Annotated in this window: 15 protein-coding genes and 1 pseudogene; 8 read left to right on the top strand and 8 right to left on the bottom strand. The window is 71.5% G+C overall.

Going from position 1 to position 17,717, the window contains the following annotated elements; all coding sequences use genetic code 11:
* Position 1 precedes the first annotated feature (1 nt).
* Both A4R43_RS01750 and A4R43_RS01745 read right to left on the bottom strand, forming a co-directional pair.
* The gene (locus tag A4R43_RS01750; RefSeq protein ID WP_113690658.1) at positions 2 to 1,315 is read right to left on the bottom strand and encodes an aspartate aminotransferase family protein; all 1,314 of its coding nucleotides are present in this window, start codon (positions 1,313 to 1,315) and stop codon (positions 2 to 4) included.
* Between the two features lie 11 nt (positions 1,316 to 1,326).
* Positions 1,327 to 2,826, bottom strand: coding sequence for a CoA-acylating methylmalonate-semialdehyde dehydrogenase (locus A4R43_RS01745; RefSeq protein ID WP_113690657.1), 1,500 nt, complete (start codon positions 2,824 to 2,826; stop codon positions 1,327 to 1,329).
* Between the two features lie 95 nt (positions 2,827 to 2,921).
* On the opposite strand from A4R43_RS01745, the gene A4R43_RS01740 reads away from it, so the two are divergent.
* The 3 genes from A4R43_RS01740 to A4R43_RS01730 are packed head-to-tail and all read left to right on the top strand — an operon-like array spanning position 2,922 to position 6,839.
* Positions 2,922 to 4,502, top strand: a complete 1,581-nt coding sequence (locus A4R43_RS01740; protein WP_113690656.1) for a PucR family transcriptional regulator — start codon at positions 2,922 to 2,924, stop codon at positions 4,500 to 4,502.
* Positions 4,503 to 4,524: 22 nt separating this feature from the next.
* Entirely contained in the window at positions 4,525 to 4,872 is a 348-nt protein-coding gene (locus A4R43_RS01735; protein ID WP_113690655.1) for an ArsR/SmtB family transcription factor, read from the top strand.
* A complete protein-coding gene (locus tag A4R43_RS01730; protein WP_113690654.1) occupies positions 4,869 to 6,839 on the top strand; it encodes a heavy metal translocating P-type ATPase in 1,971 nt (656 codons plus the stop codon). The genes A4R43_RS01735 and A4R43_RS01730 overlap by 4 nt, the downstream gene beginning before the upstream one ends.
* Here A4R43_RS01730 and A4R43_RS01725 read toward each other — a convergent pair.
* Positions 6,781 to 7,161 (bottom strand): MmcQ/YjbR family DNA-binding protein, encoded by a 381-nt coding sequence (locus A4R43_RS01725; protein ID WP_113690653.1) that lies wholly within the window; start codon positions 7,159 to 7,161, stop codon positions 6,781 to 6,783. The two genes, A4R43_RS01730 and A4R43_RS01725, sit on opposite strands and share 59 nt — an antisense overlap.
* An 86-nt stretch (positions 7,162 to 7,247) precedes the next feature.
* Here A4R43_RS01725 and A4R43_RS01720 point away from each other — a divergent pair, with 86 nt between their 5' ends.
* Positions 7,248 to 10,064, top strand: a complete 2,817-nt coding sequence (locus A4R43_RS01720; RefSeq protein WP_113690652.1) for an FAD-binding and (Fe-S)-binding domain-containing protein — start codon at positions 7,248 to 7,250, stop codon at positions 10,062 to 10,064.
* Here A4R43_RS01720 and A4R43_RS01715 read toward each other — a convergent pair.
* Positions 10,055 to 10,867 (bottom strand): 3-hydroxybutyryl-CoA dehydrogenase, encoded by an 813-nt coding sequence (locus tag A4R43_RS01715; protein ID WP_236809405.1) that lies wholly within the window; start codon positions 10,865 to 10,867, stop codon positions 10,055 to 10,057. The two genes, A4R43_RS01720 and A4R43_RS01715, sit on opposite strands and share 10 nt — an antisense overlap.
* A 153-nt stretch (positions 10,868 to 11,020) precedes the next feature.
* Between A4R43_RS01715 and A4R43_RS01710 the strand changes: the two genes are divergently transcribed.
* Positions 11,021 to 11,689 (top strand): TetR/AcrR family transcriptional regulator, encoded by a 669-nt coding sequence (locus tag A4R43_RS01710; protein ID WP_113690650.1) that lies wholly within the window; start codon positions 11,021 to 11,023, stop codon positions 11,687 to 11,689.
* A gap of 41 nt (positions 11,690 to 11,730) precedes the next feature.
* Here the strand turns inward: A4R43_RS01710 and A4R43_RS01705 are convergent, their stop codons facing one another.
* On the bottom strand, positions 11,731 to 12,267 hold the full coding sequence (locus tag A4R43_RS01705) for a DUF2867 domain-containing protein (RefSeq protein WP_236808709.1): 537 nt from the start codon (positions 12,265 to 12,267) through the stop codon (positions 11,731 to 11,733).
* Entirely contained in the window at positions 12,264 to 14,201 is a 1,938-nt protein-coding gene (locus A4R43_RS43700) for a fumarylacetoacetate hydrolase family protein (protein ID WP_113690649.1), read from the bottom strand. Before A4R43_RS43700 ends, A4R43_RS01705 begins: the two co-directional genes overlap by 4 nt.
* Positions 14,202 to 14,280: 79 nt before the next feature.
* Here A4R43_RS43700 and A4R43_RS01695 point away from each other — a divergent pair, with 79 nt between their 5' ends.
* The 3 genes from A4R43_RS01695 to A4R43_RS01685 are packed head-to-tail and all read left to right on the top strand — an operon-like array spanning position 14,281 to position 15,672.
* Positions 14,281 to 14,853 carry a TetR/AcrR family transcriptional regulator gene (locus A4R43_RS01695; RefSeq protein ID WP_113690648.1) on the top strand — a complete coding sequence of 191 codons (573 nt, stop codon included), beginning with the start codon at positions 14,281 to 14,283 and terminating at the stop codon, positions 14,851 to 14,853.
* A gap of 28 nt (positions 14,854 to 14,881) precedes the next feature.
* Positions 14,882 to 15,193, top strand: coding sequence for an ArsR/SmtB family transcription factor (locus tag A4R43_RS01690; protein WP_113690647.1), 312 nt, complete (start codon positions 14,882 to 14,884; stop codon positions 15,191 to 15,193).
* A complete protein-coding gene (locus tag A4R43_RS01685) occupies positions 15,190 to 15,672 on the top strand; it encodes an SRPBCC family protein (protein ID WP_113690646.1) in 483 nt (160 codons plus the stop codon). The genes A4R43_RS01690 and A4R43_RS01685 overlap by 4 nt, the downstream gene beginning before the upstream one ends.
* A 43-nt stretch (positions 15,673 to 15,715) precedes the next feature.
* Here A4R43_RS01685 and A4R43_RS01680 read toward each other — a convergent pair.
* Together A4R43_RS01680 and A4R43_RS01675 are read right to left on the bottom strand one after the other, a co-directional pair.
* Positions 15,716 to 16,211 (bottom strand): annotated as a pseudogene (locus A4R43_RS01680) (CatB-related O-acetyltransferase).
* A gap of 39 nt (positions 16,212 to 16,250) precedes the next feature.
* Complete coding sequence (locus tag A4R43_RS01675) at positions 16,251 to 17,189, bottom strand: ParB/RepB/Spo0J family partition protein (RefSeq protein WP_236808708.1); 939 nt, start codon at positions 17,187 to 17,189, stop codon at positions 16,251 to 16,253.
* Positions 17,190 to 17,717 lie beyond the last annotated feature (528 nt).

Raw genomic sequence — 17,717 nt, 5'->3', positions numbered from 1 at the left:
CTCAGCGCGCGACGAGTTCGTCGGCCCGGTCGAGCACCTGGTCGAGCAGCGCCAGCCCGTCCCGCGCCTCGGCCTCGGTGATCGTGCACGGCGGCACCACGTGGATCCGGTTGGCGTTGGTGAACGGCAGCAGCCCCAGCCGTTTTGCCGTGCCGACCAGGTCGGGCATCACGTCAGCGGCCGCGGTGGCCAGTTCCACGGCCCAGAACACCCCCCGGCCGCGCACCTCCCCCACGCTCGGGTGCCGGGCGGCGAGCTTGGCCAGTTCCGGGCCGAGCACCTCGGCGCCGATGCGGCGCGCGTTGCCGACCACGCCCTCGTCCTCCATCGCGGTGATCGAGGCGACCGCGGCCGCGCACGCCAGCGGGTGCCCGGAGTAGGTGAGCCCGCCGGGATACGGCCGCTCGGCGAAGTGCGCGGCGATGTGCTCCGAGATCGCCACCCCGCCCAGCGGCACGTAACCGGAGTTGACGCCCTTGGCGAAGGTGAGCAGATCCGGCACCACACCCTCGTCACCGCTGACGAACCAGGCGCCGGTGCGGCCGAAGCCGGTCATCACCTCGTCCATGATCAGCACGATGCCGTGGCGGTCGCACAGTTCGCGGACCCCGGCCAGGTAACCCGGCGGCGGGACCATGATCCCCGCGGTGCCCGGAATGGCTTCCAGCAGCACGGCCGCGATCGTCCGCGGCCCCTCCAGCTCGATCACCTGCGCGAGGTGCTCGAGCGCGCGCTCGCACTCCTGCTGCTCGGTTTCGGCGTGGAAGTGGCTGCGGTAGCGGTAGGGCCCGAAGAAGTGCACCACGCCGGCGGTGCCGGAGTCGTTGGCCCAGCGCCGCGGATCGCCGGTGAGGTTGATCGCGGTCTGCGTCCCGCCGTGGTACGAGCGGTACCGCGTGAGCACCTTCGGCCGTCCGGTGGACAACCGGGCCATGCGCACCGCGTGCTCGTTCGCGTCGGCACCGCCGTTGGTGAAGAACACCCGGTCCAGGTCGCCGGGTGTGCGCTCGGCGATCAGGCGCGCGGCCTCACCGCGCTGGTCGTTGGCGTGCTGCGGGGCGACGGTCGCCAGCCGCCGCGCCTGCTCGGCGATCGCCTCCACCACACGCGGGTGCTGGTGCCCGAGGTTGGTGTTCACCAGCTGCGAGGAGAAGTCCAGCAGCCGGTTGCCCGCGCCGTCCCAGACGTAGCAGCCCTCGGCGCGGGTGATCACCATCGGGTCCACTGTGGACTGCGCGGACCAGGAGTGGAACACGTGCCGCCGGTCGAGTTCGTAGGTGCGGGCGGCTTCGGGGCTCAGTGCGTTCGCAGTCATCCGCTCGCCTCTCAGACGTTCCGCGGGAAGCCGAGGTTCACGCCGCCGTGGCTGGGATCGGGCCAGCGGGTGGTGACGACCTTCGCGCGGGTGAAGAAGTGCACGCCCTCGGTGCCGTGGGCGTGGGTGTCGCCGAACAGCGAGTTCTTCCAGCCGCCGAAGCTGTAGTAGGCCACCGGCACCGGGATCGGCACGTTGATGCCGACCATGCCGGCCTCGACCTCGTTCTGGAACTTCCGCGCGGCGCCACCGTCGTTGGTGAAGATCGCCGTGCCGTTGCCGTACGGGTTGGCGTTGACCAGGGCGAGCGCCTCGTCGTAGGTGTCCACGCGCAGCACCGAAAGCACCGGGCCGAAGATCTCGTCGGTGTAGCAGGAGAACTCCGGGCGCACGTGGTCGAGCAGCGTCGGGCCGAGCCAGAAGCCGTTCTCCCCGCCGTCCGGCCGCACCTGGCGGCCGTCGACGACCACCTTCGCGCCGTCCAGCTCGGCCTGGTCCACGTAGCCCTTGACCTTGTCCCGGTGCGCCCGGGTGACCAGCGGGCCCATGTCGGCGTCCCGGGTGCCGTCCCCGGTCTTGACCGCCCGCGCGCGATCGGCGATCCGCGCCACCAGGTCGTCGGCGATGGCGCCGACCGCGACCACCGCGGAGATCGCCATGCAGCGTTCTCCCGCGGAGCCGAACCCGGCGCTGACCATCGCGTCCGCCGCCAGGTCGAGGTCCGCGTCCGGCAGCACCACGGCGTGGTTCTTGGCGCCGCCGAGCGCCTGCACGCGCTTGCCGTTCGCGGTCGCCGTGGCGTAGACGTACCGCGCGATCGGGGTCGAGCCGACGAAGCTGACCGCCTTCACCGCGGGATTGGCCAGCAGTTCGTCGACGGCGACCTTGTCGCCCTGCAGCACGTTGAACACCCCGGCGGGCAGCCCGGCCTCGGCCCACAACCGCGCCAGCCACAGCGACGCGGACGGGTCCTTCTCGCTCGGCTTGAGCACCACGGTGTTGCCCGCGGCGATCGCGATCGGGAAGAACCACATCGGCACCATGGCCGGGAAGTTGAACGGCGAGATGATGCCGACGACACCGAGCGGCTGGCGCAGCGAGCTGACGTCCACCCCGGTCGAGGCGTTCTCGCTGAACCCGCCCTTGAGCAGGTGTGGGATGCCGCAGGCGAACTCCACCACCTCCTGGCCGCGGCTGATCTCGCCGAGCGCGTCGGAGAGCACCTTGCCGTGCTCGGCGGTGATCAGCGCGGCCAGCTCGTCCTTGCGCTCGTTGAGCAGCTCACGGAAGCGGAACAGCACCGCCGAGCGCTTGGCCAGCGAGCTGTCCCGCCAGGCCGGGAACGCCTCCGCGGCGGCCGCGATGACCTGCCGCGCGTCCCGCACGCCGGCCAGGGCGACCTCGCCGGTGACGGCACCGGTCGCCGGGTTCGTCACCTCGGCGGTGGTGTCGCTCGTGCCGTCGAAGAGCTCGTTGGCGGCCCAGTGCGCGATCCTCGTGCTTCCAGCCATCGTCCATCCTTCCCAGCGTCTTTCCACGGACCACTCTGCCCACTCGGCGGCCGACGAGATGTACAAGTACGCGCTGGATTCTTTACACTTCGTCGGTGATTCCGACCGTGCGCGAGGTGCTCGCGCTCCCCCTCGTGACCGCCGGCCAGCCCGAGGTCGTCGGCGGCGCGGCGCACCTCGACCAGCCGGTGCGCTGGGTGCACATCAGTGAATCGAGCGATCCCACCGGCCTGCTCCAGGGCGGCGAGCTGGTGCTCACCACCGGCCTGCCGCTGGTGGGCGAACCCGCCAAGGTCAGCGGCTACCTGCACAGCCTCAGCGCGCACGGGGCACGCGGGCTCATCGTCGAACTCGGTACCCACCTGTCCACGATCCCCGAGGGCCTGGGCGCCGCGGCCGACTCGGCGGGGCTGCCGGTCGTGGCACTCGCCCGTCCCATCCGGTTCGTCGAGGTCACCCAGCGGGTGCACCAGATGATCATCGCCGACCGCTACGAGGAGCTCGAGTTCGCGCGCACCACCCACGAGGTGTTCACCTCGCTCAACATCGCCCGCGCCTCGACCGCGGACATCGTCGCCCGCGCCTCGCGGATCCTCGCCGCGCCGCTGGTGCTCGAAGACCTCAACCGGCACGTCCTGGCCTTCAGCGCGGCCGGGCACGCACCCGCGGAACTGCTGGAGAACTGGGCGGAACGGTCGCGCCGGGACTCGCACGACTGGTCGGCCGTCACCGTCGGGCTCGGCCCCGAACGCTGGGCGCGCCTCGTGCTCCCGGTCGCCGCGGACAACCCCACCCGCGCGACGACGGTCCTCGAACGCGCCGCGCAGTCGCTGCAACTGCGCCGCATGATCGAACAGGACCGCGACGCCCTCCTCGGGCAGGCACACGGCGGTCTGCTCGAAGAGCTGCGCGGCGGGCAGATCTCCGACGAAGCCGAGGCGATCACCCGCGCCACCGCACTCGGGCTGCGGCCGGGGAGCCAGTACGCCCCGCTGGTGGTGCGCTCACCGCGGCGGCCGCAGCAGGACGTGCTCGACCGCGGCGAACTCGACCGCGCCCTGCTCACCGCGGTCCGGCGCGCGGTCGATGCCGCGGGCCACACGGCGATCCTGACCCTGACCCGCGAAGGCACCGTGGCCTGCCTGATCTCCTGCGACCACGCGGACAGCGCGCTCGCCACGATCACCGAAAACCTGCGCCGCCACCGGTTCCGCATCGAGCCGGAAAGCTGGGTCGCGGGCACCGCCGCGCCGTCCTCCGGCGTTCTCCAGGCCGCACACGGCCTCGCCGAGGCCGCCCAGCTCGCCGAAGCCGGGCTCAGCCTCGGCGAGGCACACCGGCTGTACCGCACCACCGACGTCCGGCTGCGCGGCCTGCTCACCCTGCTCCAGGACGACCACCGGCTCCAAGCCTTCGCCGAACGCGAACTCGGCCCACTCCTGGACCACGACGCGCGAACCGGGCCGCCGCTGCTCCCGCTGCTGCGCACCCACCTGGAAAACGGTGGCGCCAAAACGAGAACCGCCGAGCAGACCGGGCTGAGCCGCCCGACCCTCTACAGCCGCCTCAGCACCCTCGAACGCATCCTCGGCGTCCCACTCGACTCGCCCGAATCACGCACCTCACTGCACGTCGCCCTGATGATCCTGGACAGCCGAGGGCACACTTCGACATAACAACGTGTGTTAGATTGACGGCATGAGCGACGACCGGTGCGAGCTGCTGTGCATCGACTTCGACCACGCCGAGGCCCTGCGCGCGGCACTGCCCGACCTCGAGGCCATCACGCGCCGCGCGGAGCGGCTGCGGGCGCTGGCGGACCCGACCCGGCTGCGGATCGCGCACGTCCTGCAGGCCGGGACCGAGCTGTGCGTGTGCGACCTGGCGTGGATCGCCGGCTCGTCGCAGGGGCTGGTCTCGCACCACCTGCGCCAGCTGCGCTCGGCCGGGCTGGTCACCTCCCGCCGTGACGGCAAGCTGGTGATGTACCGGCTGACCCCGATCGGGCAGCACACGCTCGCCGCGACCGAGCCGGACCCGGTATGAGCGCCGACTGCTGCGCCGCCGACGAGCACGACGACTCGCCGCCGCCGCGGAAGCCGTGGCAGGTGCGGGAGATCCAGCTCGCCGCGGCCGCCGGAGTGCTGCTGGCCGCCGGTTTTGCCGCCGGGTGGCTGGGTTCGCCGGTCACCGGGACCGTGCTGCACCTGCTCGCCGCCGCCGTCGGCGGATTCACCTTCGTGCCCGGCACCGTGCGGGCGCTGTGGCGGCGCCGGATCGGGGTCGGCACCCTGATGACCATCGCGCTGATCGGCGCGCTGCTGCTCGGGCAGTTCGCCGAAGCCGCGATGCTGGCGTTCCTGTTCTCCATCAGCGAAGCGCTGGAGGACTACTCCCTCGCCCGCACCCGCCGCGGCCTGCGTGCCCTGCTCGCCCTGGTGCCCGAGCGGGTCCGCGTGCTGCGCGACGGCGGTGAGGTGACCATCGCCCCCGGCGAACTCCGCGTCGGCGAGGTGATGGTGGTGCGCGCCGGGGAACGCGTCGCCAGCGACGGGACCGTCCGATCCGGACAGTCCAGTGTGGACACCTCGGCCATCACCGGGGAATCCGTGCCGCTGGAGATCGGGCCCGGTGACACCGTGTTCGCCGGATCGATCAACGGAACCGGCGTGCTCACCGTCGAAGCCACCGCCACGGTCCAGGACAACTCGCTGGCCAAGGTCGTGCGCATCGTCGAGGACGCCCAGCAGCGCAAGGGCACCCGGCAGCGCATCGCCGACCGCGTCTCGCGGCCGCTGGTGCCCGGCATCATGGTCCTCGCGCTGGTCATCGGCGGACTGGGCGCGTGGCTCGGCGACCCGGCCACCTGGATCGAGCGGGCACTTGTCGTGCTCGTCGCCGCGGCCCCGTGCGCGCTGGCGATTTCGGTGCCGGTCACCGTGATCGCCGCCGTCGGCGCGGCGAGCCGGTTCGGCGTGCTGGTCAAGGGCGGCGCCGCCCTCGAAGAGCTGGGCGCGGTCCGCACCGTCGCGCTCGACAAGACCGGCACCCTGACCCGCAACAGTCCCGCCGTCACCGAAATCGTGCCCGCCGAAGGCATTCCGGCCGACCGGGTGCTCGCCGTGGCCGCGGCGCTCGAAGCCCGCAGTGAACACCCCCTCGCCGCCGCCATTCTCGACGCCGTGCCCGATCCCCGGCCCGCTTGTGACGTGGTCACCGTGCCGGGCGCGGGACTCGAAGGCGTCGTCGACGGAGCACCGGCCCGGCTCGGCAAGCCGACCTGGATCGAGCCCGGCCCGCTGCGGCCGGAAGTGGCGCGGCTGCAGGAAACCGGCACCACCGTCGCGGTCATCGAGCACGCCGGGGCCGTGCTCGGCCTGATCGGCATCCGCGACGAGCTCCGCCCCGAAGCGGCCGACACCGTGCGCGCCCTGCACGAAATGGGCCTGCGCGTGGTCATGCTCACCGGCGACAACACCCGTACGGCGACCGCGCTGGCCGCGCAAGCCGGGCTCGACCCCGCCGACGTGCACGCCGAACTACGCCCCGAGGACAAGGCGCGCCTCGTCACCGAACTACGCGACCGCGGCCGGGTCGCCATGGTCGGCGACGGTGTCAACGACGCCCCCGCGCTGGCCACCGCCGACACCGGCATCGCCATGGGCGCGATGGGCACCGACGTCGCCATCGAAACCGCCGACGTCGCCCTGATGGGCACCGACCTGCGGCACCTGCCCCAGGCACTGGCCCACGCCCGCCGCGCCCGCACCATCATGCTGCAGAACATCGGCCTGTCCGCGGCAATCGTGCTCGCCCTCGTCCCGCTCGCCGCCGCCGGGGCACTCGGCCTGGCCACCGTGGTCTTCATCCACGAACTCGCCGAGGTCTTCGTCATCGCCAACGGCGTCCGCGCCGGACGGCTCCGCTCACTGTCCGGAATGGACCACCCGCACCTCAGGACCGCCCGTAGGTCAGCGGATCGACCGGCCGCCGGGCCCGCGGCAGCCCGCTGACCACCAGCCGGTACGACTCGGTCACCAGTTCCCTGACCAGCTCCCCGCCGACGGCCTTCCCGCCTGCCACGGTGATCCAGTGCCGCTTGTTCATGTGGTAGCCGGGGGTGATGTTCCGGTACTGCGCGCACAGGGCCCTGGCCTCCTCCGGATCGGACTTGAGGATCACCACCGGCCGCCCGGGAACTTCGGTCATCAGCAGGAAGACCTTGCCGCGCACCTTGAACACCTCCCAGTCGGGCCCGAACGGGTGCTCCAGCCCGGCACCCGGCAGTCCTTCGGCGTGGCCGGCCGCGGTCTTCAGCAACGTCTCCCCGTCCATGGCTCTCCACTCCCCGATCGATCCGGCGCGTCAAGTCGATCACACCGGCCGTCGCCGCGGCGAGCCCGACCGGGGAAACTGGGGGCGTGGAACGAGCGACGAGCCCCGGCGTGCTGGATCTCCTGCGCGCGGCGACCGGTGATCCCGCGCGGGTGCGCACCCGGCTCACCGACCGCCTGTCCTACGCCCACGACGCCTCGCACTTCGCGCTGACGCCTCGTGCGGTGGTCGTGGCGGGCAGCGCGGAAGAGGTCGGACGGCTGTTCGCCGCCGCCGGGGCGGCCGGGGTTCCGCTCGCTTTCCGCGGCGGCGGCACCAGCCTGTCCGGGCAGGGCGGCACGGCGGGCGTGCTCCTCGACACCCGCCGCCACTTCCGGGACATCGAGGTGCTCGACGACGGCGCCCGGGTCCGGGTCGGGCCCGGCGCGACGGTGCGGCAGGTGAACACCCGGCTCGCGCGGTTCGGCCGCAAGCTCGGGCCGGACCCGGCCAGCGAGTTCGCCTGCACCATCGGCGGGGTGGTGGCCAACAACTCCAGCGGAATGGCCTGCGGCACCTGGGCCAACAGCTACGCCACCCTCGATTCCCTCCAGCTCGTGCTGCCGTCGGGCACGGTGGTGGACACCGGCGCACCCGACGCCGACGACCGGCTGCGGGCCACCGAACCGGACCTGTACGCCGGTCTTTCCCGGCTGCGAGACCAGGTACGCGGTGAACCGAGCCTGCGCAGGCGCGTCGAGCAGCAGTTCTCGATGAAGAACACGATGGGCTACGGGCTCAACTCCCTGCTCGACCACACCCGGCCCGCGGACATCCTCGCCCACCTGACCGTGGGCAGTGAGGGAACGCTCGCGTTCATCGCCTCCGTGGTCCTGCGCACGGTGCCGCTGCACGGTCACGCCCGCACCGGGCTGCTCGTCTTCGACGACCTCGCCGCGGCGACCGGGGCCCTGCCGTCCCTGGTCGCCACCAGCCCGGCGACCATCGAACTGCTCGACGCGACCTCGCTGCGCGTCGGGCAGCGCGACGCCAAGGCCACCGCGGCCCTGCGTGGCCTGGCGGTCGATCGGCACGCGGCCCTGCTGATCGAATACCAGGCGGGCACGGCAGGCGAAGCCGACGAGCTGGCCGCCGCCGCGGGCGCCACGCTCGGGTCGCTGCCCACCACCGTTCCGGCGGCGCTGTCCGCGGACGCGGCCACCCGCGCCGGGCACTGGCACGTCCGCAAAGGTCTCTACGCCATGGTCGCCGGGGCCCGGCCCGAAGGCACGACCGCGCTGCTCGAGGACATCGTCGTCCCGGTGCCCGAACTCCTGCCCACCTGCGACGCGCTCACCGGGCTGTTCACCAAGCACGGCTACCACGACAGCGTGATCTTCGGCCACGCCAAGGACGGCAACATCCACTTCATGCTCACCGAGCGCCTCGGCGACGGCGCGCCGCTGGACCGGTTCGCCGCGTTCACCGACGACATGGCCGACCTCGTGCTCGGCCGCGGCGGCTCGCTCAAGGCCGAGCACGGCACCGGGCGCATGATGGCACCCTTCGTGCGCCGCCAGTACGGCGACGAACTGTACGAGGTGATGCGCGAGATCAAGCGGCTGTGCGATCCACGCGGGCTGCTCAACCCCGGCGTGCTCATCGACGACGACCCGGCCGCCCACCTCCGCGACCTCAAGACCGCGCCGCCGGTGGACGAGGAGGTCGACCGCTGCGTGGAATGCGGTTTCTGCGAACCGGTCTGCCCGAGCCGTGACCTCACCACCACGCCACGGCAGCGGATCGTGCTGCGGCGCGAACGCGAACGCGCACGCCTGGCCGGTGACACGGCCACCCTCGAAGCACTGGACGCCGAATACGAGTACGACGCGATCCAGACCTGCGCGGTCGACGGGATGTGCCAGACCGCGTGCCCGGTCACGATCAACACCGGTGACCTGATGAAGCGGCTGCGCGCCGAGCACGCCGGCCGGGTCGCGGCGACGGGATGGGCCGCCGCGGCACGGCATTGGGACGTCACGACCCGCGTCGCCGCGACCGCGCTCACCACCGCCGCCGGACTACCCGAACCACTCGTCGAGCGCGCGAACGGCTTGGCCCGCAAGGCAAGCAGCGCCGTCCCGCGGTGGTCGCCCGACCTGCCGCGTGGCGGAAAGCGGCGCGAGGACCTCACCGATCGGCCCGCTGACGCGGTGTTGTTCGCGTCCTGCACCGAAACCATGTTCGGCAGCACCGGCCCCGGCGCCGCACACGCCTTCCGGACGCTGTGCGACCGCGCGGGCGTCAGGCTGGCCACTCCGGACGGCGTGGCCGCCCTGTGCTGCGGCACCCCCTGGAAGTCGAAGGGCATGACCCGCGGCTACCAGGAGATGACGCGGCGCGTGCTGCCCGCGTTGTGGACGGCCACCGACGGCGGGCGGATCCCGGTGGTCGGCGACGCGTCCTCGTGCACCGAAGGACTGCGGACCATGCTCGCCGAAGCACCAGACCGCTTCGCCGCGATCCAGGTGCTCGACGCCGTGGACTTCGTGCGCACCAGCGTCCTGCCGCACCTCACGATCACCGCGCCCGCCACGGCCGTGGCCCTGCACCCGACGTGCTCGGCGACCCGCCTGGGCCTGACCGGCGCGCTCCAGGAACTGGCGGCCGCGGTCGCCACCACCGTCACCGTGCCCGACGAATGGGGATGCTGCGGCTTCGCCGGCGACCGCGGCCTGCTGCACCCCGAACTCACCGCGTCGGCCACCGCACGGCAAGCGGATGAACTCGCCGCCAAAGGCCCCTTCGACGCCTACGTCTCCTGCAACCGCACCTGCGAACTCGGCATGACCCGGGCCACCGGGCACACCTACGAGCACGTCCTCGAACTCGTCGAACGCGCCACCCGGGAACCTCAGGAATAGGTGTAGAAGCCGCGGCCGCTCTTGCGCCCCAGCAAGCCGGCGTCGACCATCCTGGCCAGCAGCGGCGGCGGCGCGTACAGCGGCTCCTTGAACTCCTCGTACAGCGACTCCGCGACGGCCTTCGTGGTGTCGAGACCGATCAGGTCGGCCAGCGCGAGCGGGCCCTGCGGATGCGCGGCGCCGCGCACCAGGCCCTCGTCGATGTCCTCGCGGCTGGCGAACCCCGATTCGAGCATGCGTACCGCGGCGAGGATGAACGGGATCAGCAGCGCGTTGACCACAAACCCGGCCCGGTCCTGGCATCGGATCGCCTGCTTGCCAAGGACTTCCTGGGCGAACGCACGCGCACGGTCCACAGTGGATTCCGCGGTGAGCAGGCTCGGCACCAGCTCGACCAGCGGCAGCACGGGCACCGGGTTGAAGAAGTGGATGCCGAGCACCTGGGCGGGCCTGCTGGTCACCGTGCCCAGCTTCATGATCGGGATGGACGACGTGTTGGAGGCCAGTACCGCGTCCGGTGCGGTGACGATCTTGTCGAGCTGGCCGAACAGCTCGGCCTTGACCTGCTCGTCCTCCACGATCGCCTCGATCACCAAAGTGCGGTCGGCCAGGTCGTCCAGGCTCTCGGTGATCCGGATCCGGTCCAGCACCTCGGCGGCGGAAGCGACCTTCCCCTTCCGCTCGGCACGGGCCAGCGACGCCTCGAGCCGACGGCGGCCCGCTTCAGCGGCGGCCGCGCTCGACTCGACCGCGACCACGTCCAGTCCCGCGCGGGCACACACCTCCGCGATCCCGGCCCCCATCTGCCCGCATCCGACGACCCCGACTCGCTCCACCTCTGCACCCTTCGTTGGAACCAGATACCGTGTTTACGGTACTCAGTACCGGCGAGTAGGAGCGGGCCCTATGACCGGCGCCACAGCCCTAAGCTGAGGGGTAGCCGCAGAAGGAGACCGATGCCCGCGAAACCGGCGAAGGAACGGCTGATCGACGCCGCGTTCGCGTTGTTCGAGGAACGCGGTTACGACGCCACCACGGTCGAGGACATCACCGAGCGCGCCGGGGTCGGGCGCACCACGTTCTTCCGCACCTTCCGGTCCAAAGAGGACGTGATCTTCCCCGACCACGACGTGCTGCTCGGCGCGATCGACGCCCGGCTGCGGGGATCGACGCACCAGACCGCGCTGGTCGCGGTCACCGAAGCGGCCGGGCTGGTGCTGCGCCACTACCTGGCCGAAGGCGAGCAGGCACTGGCGCGTTACCGGCTGACGCGCAGCGTGCCCGCGCTGCGGGACCGGGAGATCGCCGGAACCCAGCAGTACAAGCGGCTTTTCCGCGAGTTCCTGCACAACTGGCTGGGCGGCGGCGAGGACACCGCACTGCGCGCCGAACTGATGGCCGCCGCCGTAGTCACCGCGCACAACCACGTCCTGCGCCGCTGGCTCCGCGGCCTCACCGAACACCCCGACGCCGAATTCGACACCGCGATGGCCGAGGTGCTCGCCCTGTTCACCGCGGAACCACGTGACGCCGAGAATGGCAGCGTCGTCGTTTTCCAGACCACAAAGGACCTCAGCCGCGTCCTGCCCGAGTTGCGCCGCCTACTCGGCGAACCCCGAAGCTGACCCGCGGTTGCGGTCCTGCCAGGCGCGTTCCCACCGCCGGGTCAGGGCCGGGTAGACGACCAGGTGGCGGAACGGTGCGATGGCGGCCTGCCGAAGAGGCCGTTCGGCTTGACGAGCACGGTCATCCGCAGTTCGTGGTCGCCGTCGGGCCGGGGTGCCCAGCCGAGGTGCATCACCGTGTGCACCGTCTTGTTCGCCAGTTCGCGGGCGGCTTCCGTGCCGAGCTCGTACACCGGGGTCAGCGGCAGCTGCTCGCTGTCCGGGCCGCGCGGGGCGTCGCGGAGGTCGGCGGGCAGGCGGTCGCGCAGCGACGCGACCCGCGCACCGACCCCGGCCGACGGCTTGTCCCAGCCGAAGATGGCACCGAGTTTCCAGCGCACCGCGAACAGGAACCGGACCGGCGCGGGCTGGTTCGCGAGCCCGCCACGCTCCCGCATCGCGGCCAGCATCACCGGGAAGTCGCCCGGACCGGCGCCCGGCGTGCGGAACGCCCAGGTGTCCTCGACCTGGAAGTCGCCGGTGAACTCGTGGATGCGCCACGGCAGGCCGGTGTAGGCGGAGGTGCCGAGCCGGGTCATCGCGCGGCCTCCCATTCGGCCATCAGGGCGAGGAGTTCGGGCTGGGCCAGCGCGGTCATGCCGGGTTCGAGTTCGCGGTAGCGCCGGTAGAGGTTGACCACGATCCGCTCGGCGTCGAGCCACTCGGCGTACTCGGCCAGATCGACGACCTCGGCCGCCTCGCGGAAGGTCAGGCCCTTCGCGTGCGCGGCGTCGGCCTGCTCCACGACGTGGGTGAGGTAACCGCGCACCTCGCGAACGCCCTCGGCGTCGGTGACCGGCCCGTGGCCGGGCACGATCGTCGGGACGTCCAGCGCGAGCATGGTGTCGCACGCGGCGATCCAGTTCGCGATCGGCCCGTCCCACACGATCGGCGTGCAGCCGACGAACAGCAGGTCCCCGGCGAACAACACCCCGGCGTCCGGAATGTGCACGACCGAATCCGCGCTGGTGTGCGCGGGCCCCAGGTTCAGCACGCGCACCTCGCGCCCGCCGACGTCGAGGGTGAGTTCCCGGTCGAAGGTGACGTCCGGCAGGCGCAGCCGGATCCCGTCGAAGTCGAACGGGCCGAAGCGCTCACGCAGGAACGGGGTGAGCACCGGCCCGAGGTCGGCCACCCGCACCGCGGCCAGCATGTCCGGCGCGATCTCGGTGTGCATCTGGTGGGCGGTGTCCGCTGCGGCGACCACGCGCACGGTGTCGCCGAGCAGCTGGCTGCCGTGGGTGTGGTCGCCGTTGGCGTGGGTGAGCACCGCGTGGGTCAGCGGATGCCGGTCGGTCACCGGTTTCATCGCCGCCAGCATCTCGCCGGTCAGACGCAGGTCGAAGAGCGTGTCCACGAGCAGTGACGCGCCCGCGCCCGCGACCAGGCCCGCGTTGCTCCAGCCGTAACCCCCGTCGGGCAGCAGCCACGCCCACACGTCCGGGCCGATCTCGTGCAGGCCCTTGGTGTAAGGCACCCTCGGCGACCGCGCCGGGTTCACCCGCTTGCGGCGCGGCACGGCGTCGGGATTGTGCCGCGCGGGGATCGGGTGCGGATCGGGCGTGGCGACGACGGTCTGCCGCGTCTCCCCCAGCCCGTCCACCCGCAGCGACACCACGTCGCCCGGTTGCAGCCAGCCGCGGAACGAAGCCGGGTCGCCGGGTGAGAAGTGCTCGATCAGGCAGCAGGACGGCACCGTGCCGGAGCCGAACACCTCGCCCGGCAGCAGGTCGACCCCGCGCGACGCGTACGAGATCACCTCACCGAAGGTCCAGTCCATCGCATCGGTGCGGCCGCCGCCGACCCGCTCACCGTTGACCGTGGCCTCGACCTCGAGCGCGAGCCTGCCGTCGCGCCGGTACGGCTCCAGTTCGTCGGCGGTCACCAGGTACGGCCCGAGTGTGGTGGCGCTGTCTTTGCCCTTGGCCTGCCCGATGGCCAGCGGCGACTCGCGCAGTTGGAGGTCACGGGCCGACCAGTCGTTGTAGATCGTGTAGCCGACGATCGCCCGCTCCGCCTCGTCCGGCGTCAGGTCGCGGCCCCCGGTGCCGAGCACGGCGGCGATCTCCAGCTCGAAGTCCCACCAGCGGCTGCCCGGCGCCATCGGCACCGGCTCGTGCGGGCCGAGCGCCGTCGACGGGCAGGCGAAGTAGAACGCCGGGATCTCGTACCAGGCGTCGTTCAGCGTGCGGCCGGTGCCCATCACCTCCTGGCAGTTCCGCATGTGGTCGAGAAAGCACAGGCAGTCCCGGATCGCCGGCGGCCGCGGGATCGGCGCGCGCAGCGTCGCTCCGGCCAGTGGCACCACCTCGTCCGGTGACCGCAGCGCCCGCTCGCCCGCCTCACGCAGGCCGTCGGCGCCACGGCCGACGAGTTCGGCCAGCTCGGCGCCGCGTGCCAGCGCGTGAATGCTGCCGTTCTCCACCACGCCCACACGATCGCCCAGCTCAGAGCGGTAGGTGACCCACTTCATGGCTACTCCCTATGTTGGCCAACATAGGGAGTGTTGCATAGCCAGTGAACGGCTGGCCAGCCAGTAGTAGGCTCCGCTCGTGACGACTTCACGGGCGACCAGGCGAGCGGAAACCACCCAGGAGAGCCGCCGGCTGCTGGTCACGGCGGCCGCCGAGCTGTTCACCGAACGCGGTTACCGGCAGACGACCTTCGAGGACATCGCCACCAGGTCCGGGCTGAGCCGGGGCTCGATCCCGTGGCACTTCGGCAACAAGGAAGGCCTGCTGGCCGCGGTGGTCGAACACGTCGTCGCGCAGCTGCGCACCCAGACGGACGCGCGCTCCCTCGACGACGCGCTGCGGGCTCTCGTCACGTTCACCGGCAGTCCGTCGACCCAGCTCTTCGTCACCCTGATCGCCGAAGCCATGGAGCCGGGCTCGCCGCTGCGCAAGTGGTACGCCGACCTGCACGGAGCACTGCGCGACCAGGTGCGCTCGTGGATCGAAGGGGCCGAACTCGCCGACGGCGTGCGCGCGGAGGAACTGAGCGTGCTGCTTCTCGGCGCGGTCATGGGCATCCACCAGCAGTGGCGCATCGCCCCGGATTCCGTTGACCTCGACCGGACTTACCAGACCTTCGGCGTGCTGCTGCGCTCGGCGGGCCTTGACTGACCAACTCGGTAAGTCGTAACTTACGTAAGTGACCACTTACGTAGACGAGGCGTGGACCGCGCTCGGCGATCCGACCCGGCGCCAGCTCCTGCGACGCCTCGCCGAACGACCCCGTTCGGTCACCGAACTGGCCGCCGACCTGCCCATCAGCAGGCCGGCGGTGTCGCAGCACCTGCGGGTGCTCAAGCAGGCGCGCCTGGTGCTGGACCGCCCGGAAGGCACGCGGCGCATCTACGAGGTCGACCCGCGGGGCCTGGCGAAGCTGCGCGAGGAGCTGGACGGGTTCTGGGGCAAGGCACTGGAGAACTTCAAGCAACTGGCAGAAGAGGAGCAGCCATGACCACCACGTCCACCGAGACGTCCGTGCGGCGCGAGATCGAGGTCGGGGTCCCGGCCGAGCGCGCCTTCGCGGTGTTCACCGGGAAGTTCGACCGGATCAAGCCCCGCGAGCACAACCTGCTGGCGGTGCCGATCGCCGAGACGGTGTTCGAAACCCACGTCGGCGGCTCGGTTTACGACCGCGGCGAGGACGGGTCGGTGTGCCGCTGGGCGCGGGTGCTGGTTTTTGAGCCACCGCACCGGTTTGTCATCAGCTGGGACATCGATCCCCAGTGGCGGCTCGAAACCGATCCCGCGCGGTGCAGCGAAGTCGAGGTGCGCTTCATCGCCGAGGGACCGGACCGCACCCGGGTCGAGCTTGAGCACCGGCACCTGGACCGCCACGGCGCGGGCTGGGAACGCGGGCGCGACAGCGTCGGCTCCGAAGGTGGCTGGCCGCTTTACCTGCAGCGCTTCGCCGACGTGGCTTCGAACGCGTAAGCCGGGCCGCGGGCGCCGGGACGGTCCCGGCGCCCGCGGTGCGTCAGGCGGTTCCCAGGCCGTGCTCGGCCGCGATGCGGGCGATGTCGGCCGGGGTGCCGGTCATGATGGTGCGGGCGTGCTCGGTGACGAGTTCGGCGGGCCAGTCCCACCAGGCGGCGCGGCGCAGCGCGTCGATCTCGGCGTCGCCGAAGCGCTGCCGGATCACCTTCGCCGGGTTGCCGCCGACGATCGTGTAGGGCGGCACGTCCGCGGTGACCACCGCGCCGGTGGCGATGACGGCGCCGTCGCCGATGGTCACGCCCGGCATGACGGTGGAGCCGTAGCCGAACCACACGTCGTTGCCGACCACGGTGTCGCCCCGGCTGGGCATCGAGGTGACGACGTCCATCGTGCGCCAGCACATTGTGGTGCTCGAACCCGGTCGCCCCGCCGGGATCGTCGTAGTAGGTGTACTCCCCCACCACGATCGACGGCGAGTCGATCAGCGGCTTGAGGAACACCACCCGCTCATGGACGGGCAGTGGGGGGTGGCCCACCTCTCGCCCGAGTCCGCTGTGGACAGTCCCGAACCGGCGTCAGTGATTCACCGAGGCGTCCTGCTCGTCAAGCCAGGAGGCGAACTCCTGCCAGGATTCGGCGCAGGCGTGGGCCAGTTCCGCGACGATGTTCCGGCAGTGCTGGGGCACCGCGTCGAGCAGCTGCTTCCGTTCCTGCTCGCCGACGGCGTGCAGGCTGAGCAACCGGATCAAGGTGCGGCCGGTTTCCGAGAAGCGCAGCGACGGATCCTGTTTCAGTCGCAGCAGCAGCGACTCCTGCCCCTCACCCTTTTCGGCACACAGCTTCCTGGCCGCGGCGGCCACTTCGGGCTGCGCCCGGCCCGGCCGGTCATCGGACTCGGACAGCGCCTTCCGCCGCTGCCTCGGCGGCACCGGGTGCTCACCGCGGATCAGCCGTTCCCGGACGTCGCGCACGGTCGACAGCGAAATCCCCGCCTCCGTCGCGATCCGGCGCAGCGAAGCGGTGGGCTGCTCGCGCAGCAGCACGCTGGCTCGCAGCCTGCCGTCGGCGCAGTTGACCGGCCGCGCCCGGCCGTCGCGCCCGATGCGCACGCTCAACGCCGGGCCGTCACCACCGGCGCACCGGCGGATCATGCTCACCGTTTTTGCCGCCAGCCCGGTGGTGGTGGCGATCATCCGGTCCGACCACTGCGGGTGCGAGGCGATGATCCGCATGGCCGCGGCCCGCCGGTCGGCCAGCGACAAGGGCAGGCCGTGGGTGATGTTCGCCTTGACGCCGAGCACGAACGCGTCGGCCGCCGTGCCGTCGAAGAACCGCGCCAGGATCGTCTCGTCACCGCGGAGCGAAGCGGCGTGCACCCGGTGCATCCCGTCGATGACGCGCATGGTCGCCCGGTGGACCAGCACCGGCACCTGCATGGCCTCGCTCTCGGCGAGCACCTTGGCGTGTTCCCGGTTCTCCCCGTCCAGCCGCGGTGAATCGGAGGGTCTCAGCACCTCGATGGGCACCACGACCGGCTGGATTTCACAGCACCAGTCCTCCACCGAAGATACGGCCAGCAGATCGTCACGAAACAAATCCTCTCGCGCATTCCCTTGTGAATTGGACTCGATGCAGCGAGTCAACTCCAATACCCCCAGTCCGGCATCCCGCGAAATCGTTGAATCCGAAAGCAAACCTGGAACCAAACAGAACCACCCGGCTGCTGCCGGGCCGAATACCCGGTCAGCACGGCGGCGAGGGCAGGCATCATTCGCTCCCTCCCCAGCCGAGCCCGCTTACCCGAAAGTGTACACTTTTCCATGCAACTTTGGAACAGTGCGTAAGCCGACCTGGCCCTGGCTCGGGCTTGAGCGGTCGTCCGGGCGAAATTTCACGCCCTGGTCGGGCGGAGTTCACCTCAGCGGGTGGCCACCCGGTGTGCTCGGGCGACATGCTCGCCCACCCTCGCACGCCGCCGTCGCCACCACCGGGAATGCCCGCCGAACGCACACACGATCGACAGCCGCGCGTCCCTATCGTAT

Origin of the sequence: Amycolatopsis albispora (assembly GCF_003312875.1) — a bacterium.
In the GTDB taxonomy this organism is placed as follows: Bacteria; Actinomycetota; Actinomycetes; order Mycobacteriales; family Pseudonocardiaceae; genus Amycolatopsis; species Amycolatopsis albispora.
The sequence above is the reverse complement of the archived record's forward strand: the minus strand, read 5'-3'. Positions and strand labels throughout refer to the sequence as shown.

Coding starts and splice junctions, on each gene's coding strand:
- A4R43_RS01750 (WP_113690658.1), bottom strand. CDS start 1,315: ATGACTGCGAACGCACTGAGCCCCGAAGCCGCCCGCACCTACGAACTC.
- A4R43_RS01745 (WP_113690657.1), bottom strand. CDS start 2,826: ATGGCTGGAAGCACGAGGATCGCGCACTGGGCCGCCAACGAGCTCTTC.
- A4R43_RS01735 (WP_113690655.1), top strand. CDS start 4,525: ATGAGCGACGACCGGTGCGAGCTGCTGTGCATCGACTTCGACCACGCC.
- A4R43_RS01730 (WP_113690654.1), top strand. CDS start 4,869: ATGAGCGCCGACTGCTGCGCCGCCGACGAGCACGACGACTCGCCGCCG.
- A4R43_RS01725 (WP_113690653.1), bottom strand. CDS start 7,161: ATGGACGGGGAGACGTTGCTGAAGACCGCGGCCGGCCACGCCGAAGGA.
- A4R43_RS01715 (WP_236809405.1), bottom strand. CDS start 10,867: ATGGGGGCCGGGATCGCGGAGGTGTGTGCCCGCGCGGGACTGGACGTG.
- A4R43_RS01710 (WP_113690650.1), top strand. CDS start 11,021: ATGCCCGCGAAACCGGCGAAGGAACGGCTGATCGACGCCGCGTTCGCG.
- A4R43_RS01705 (WP_236808709.1), bottom strand. CDS start 12,267: ATGACCCGGCTCGGCACCTCCGCCTACACCGGCCTGCCGTGGCGCATC.
- A4R43_RS43700 (WP_113690649.1), bottom strand. CDS start 14,201: ATGAAGTGGGTCACCTACCGCTCTGAGCTGGGCGATCGTGTGGGCGTG.
- A4R43_RS01685 (WP_113690646.1), top strand. CDS start 15,190: ATGACCACCACGTCCACCGAGACGTCCGTGCGGCGCGAGATCGAGGTC.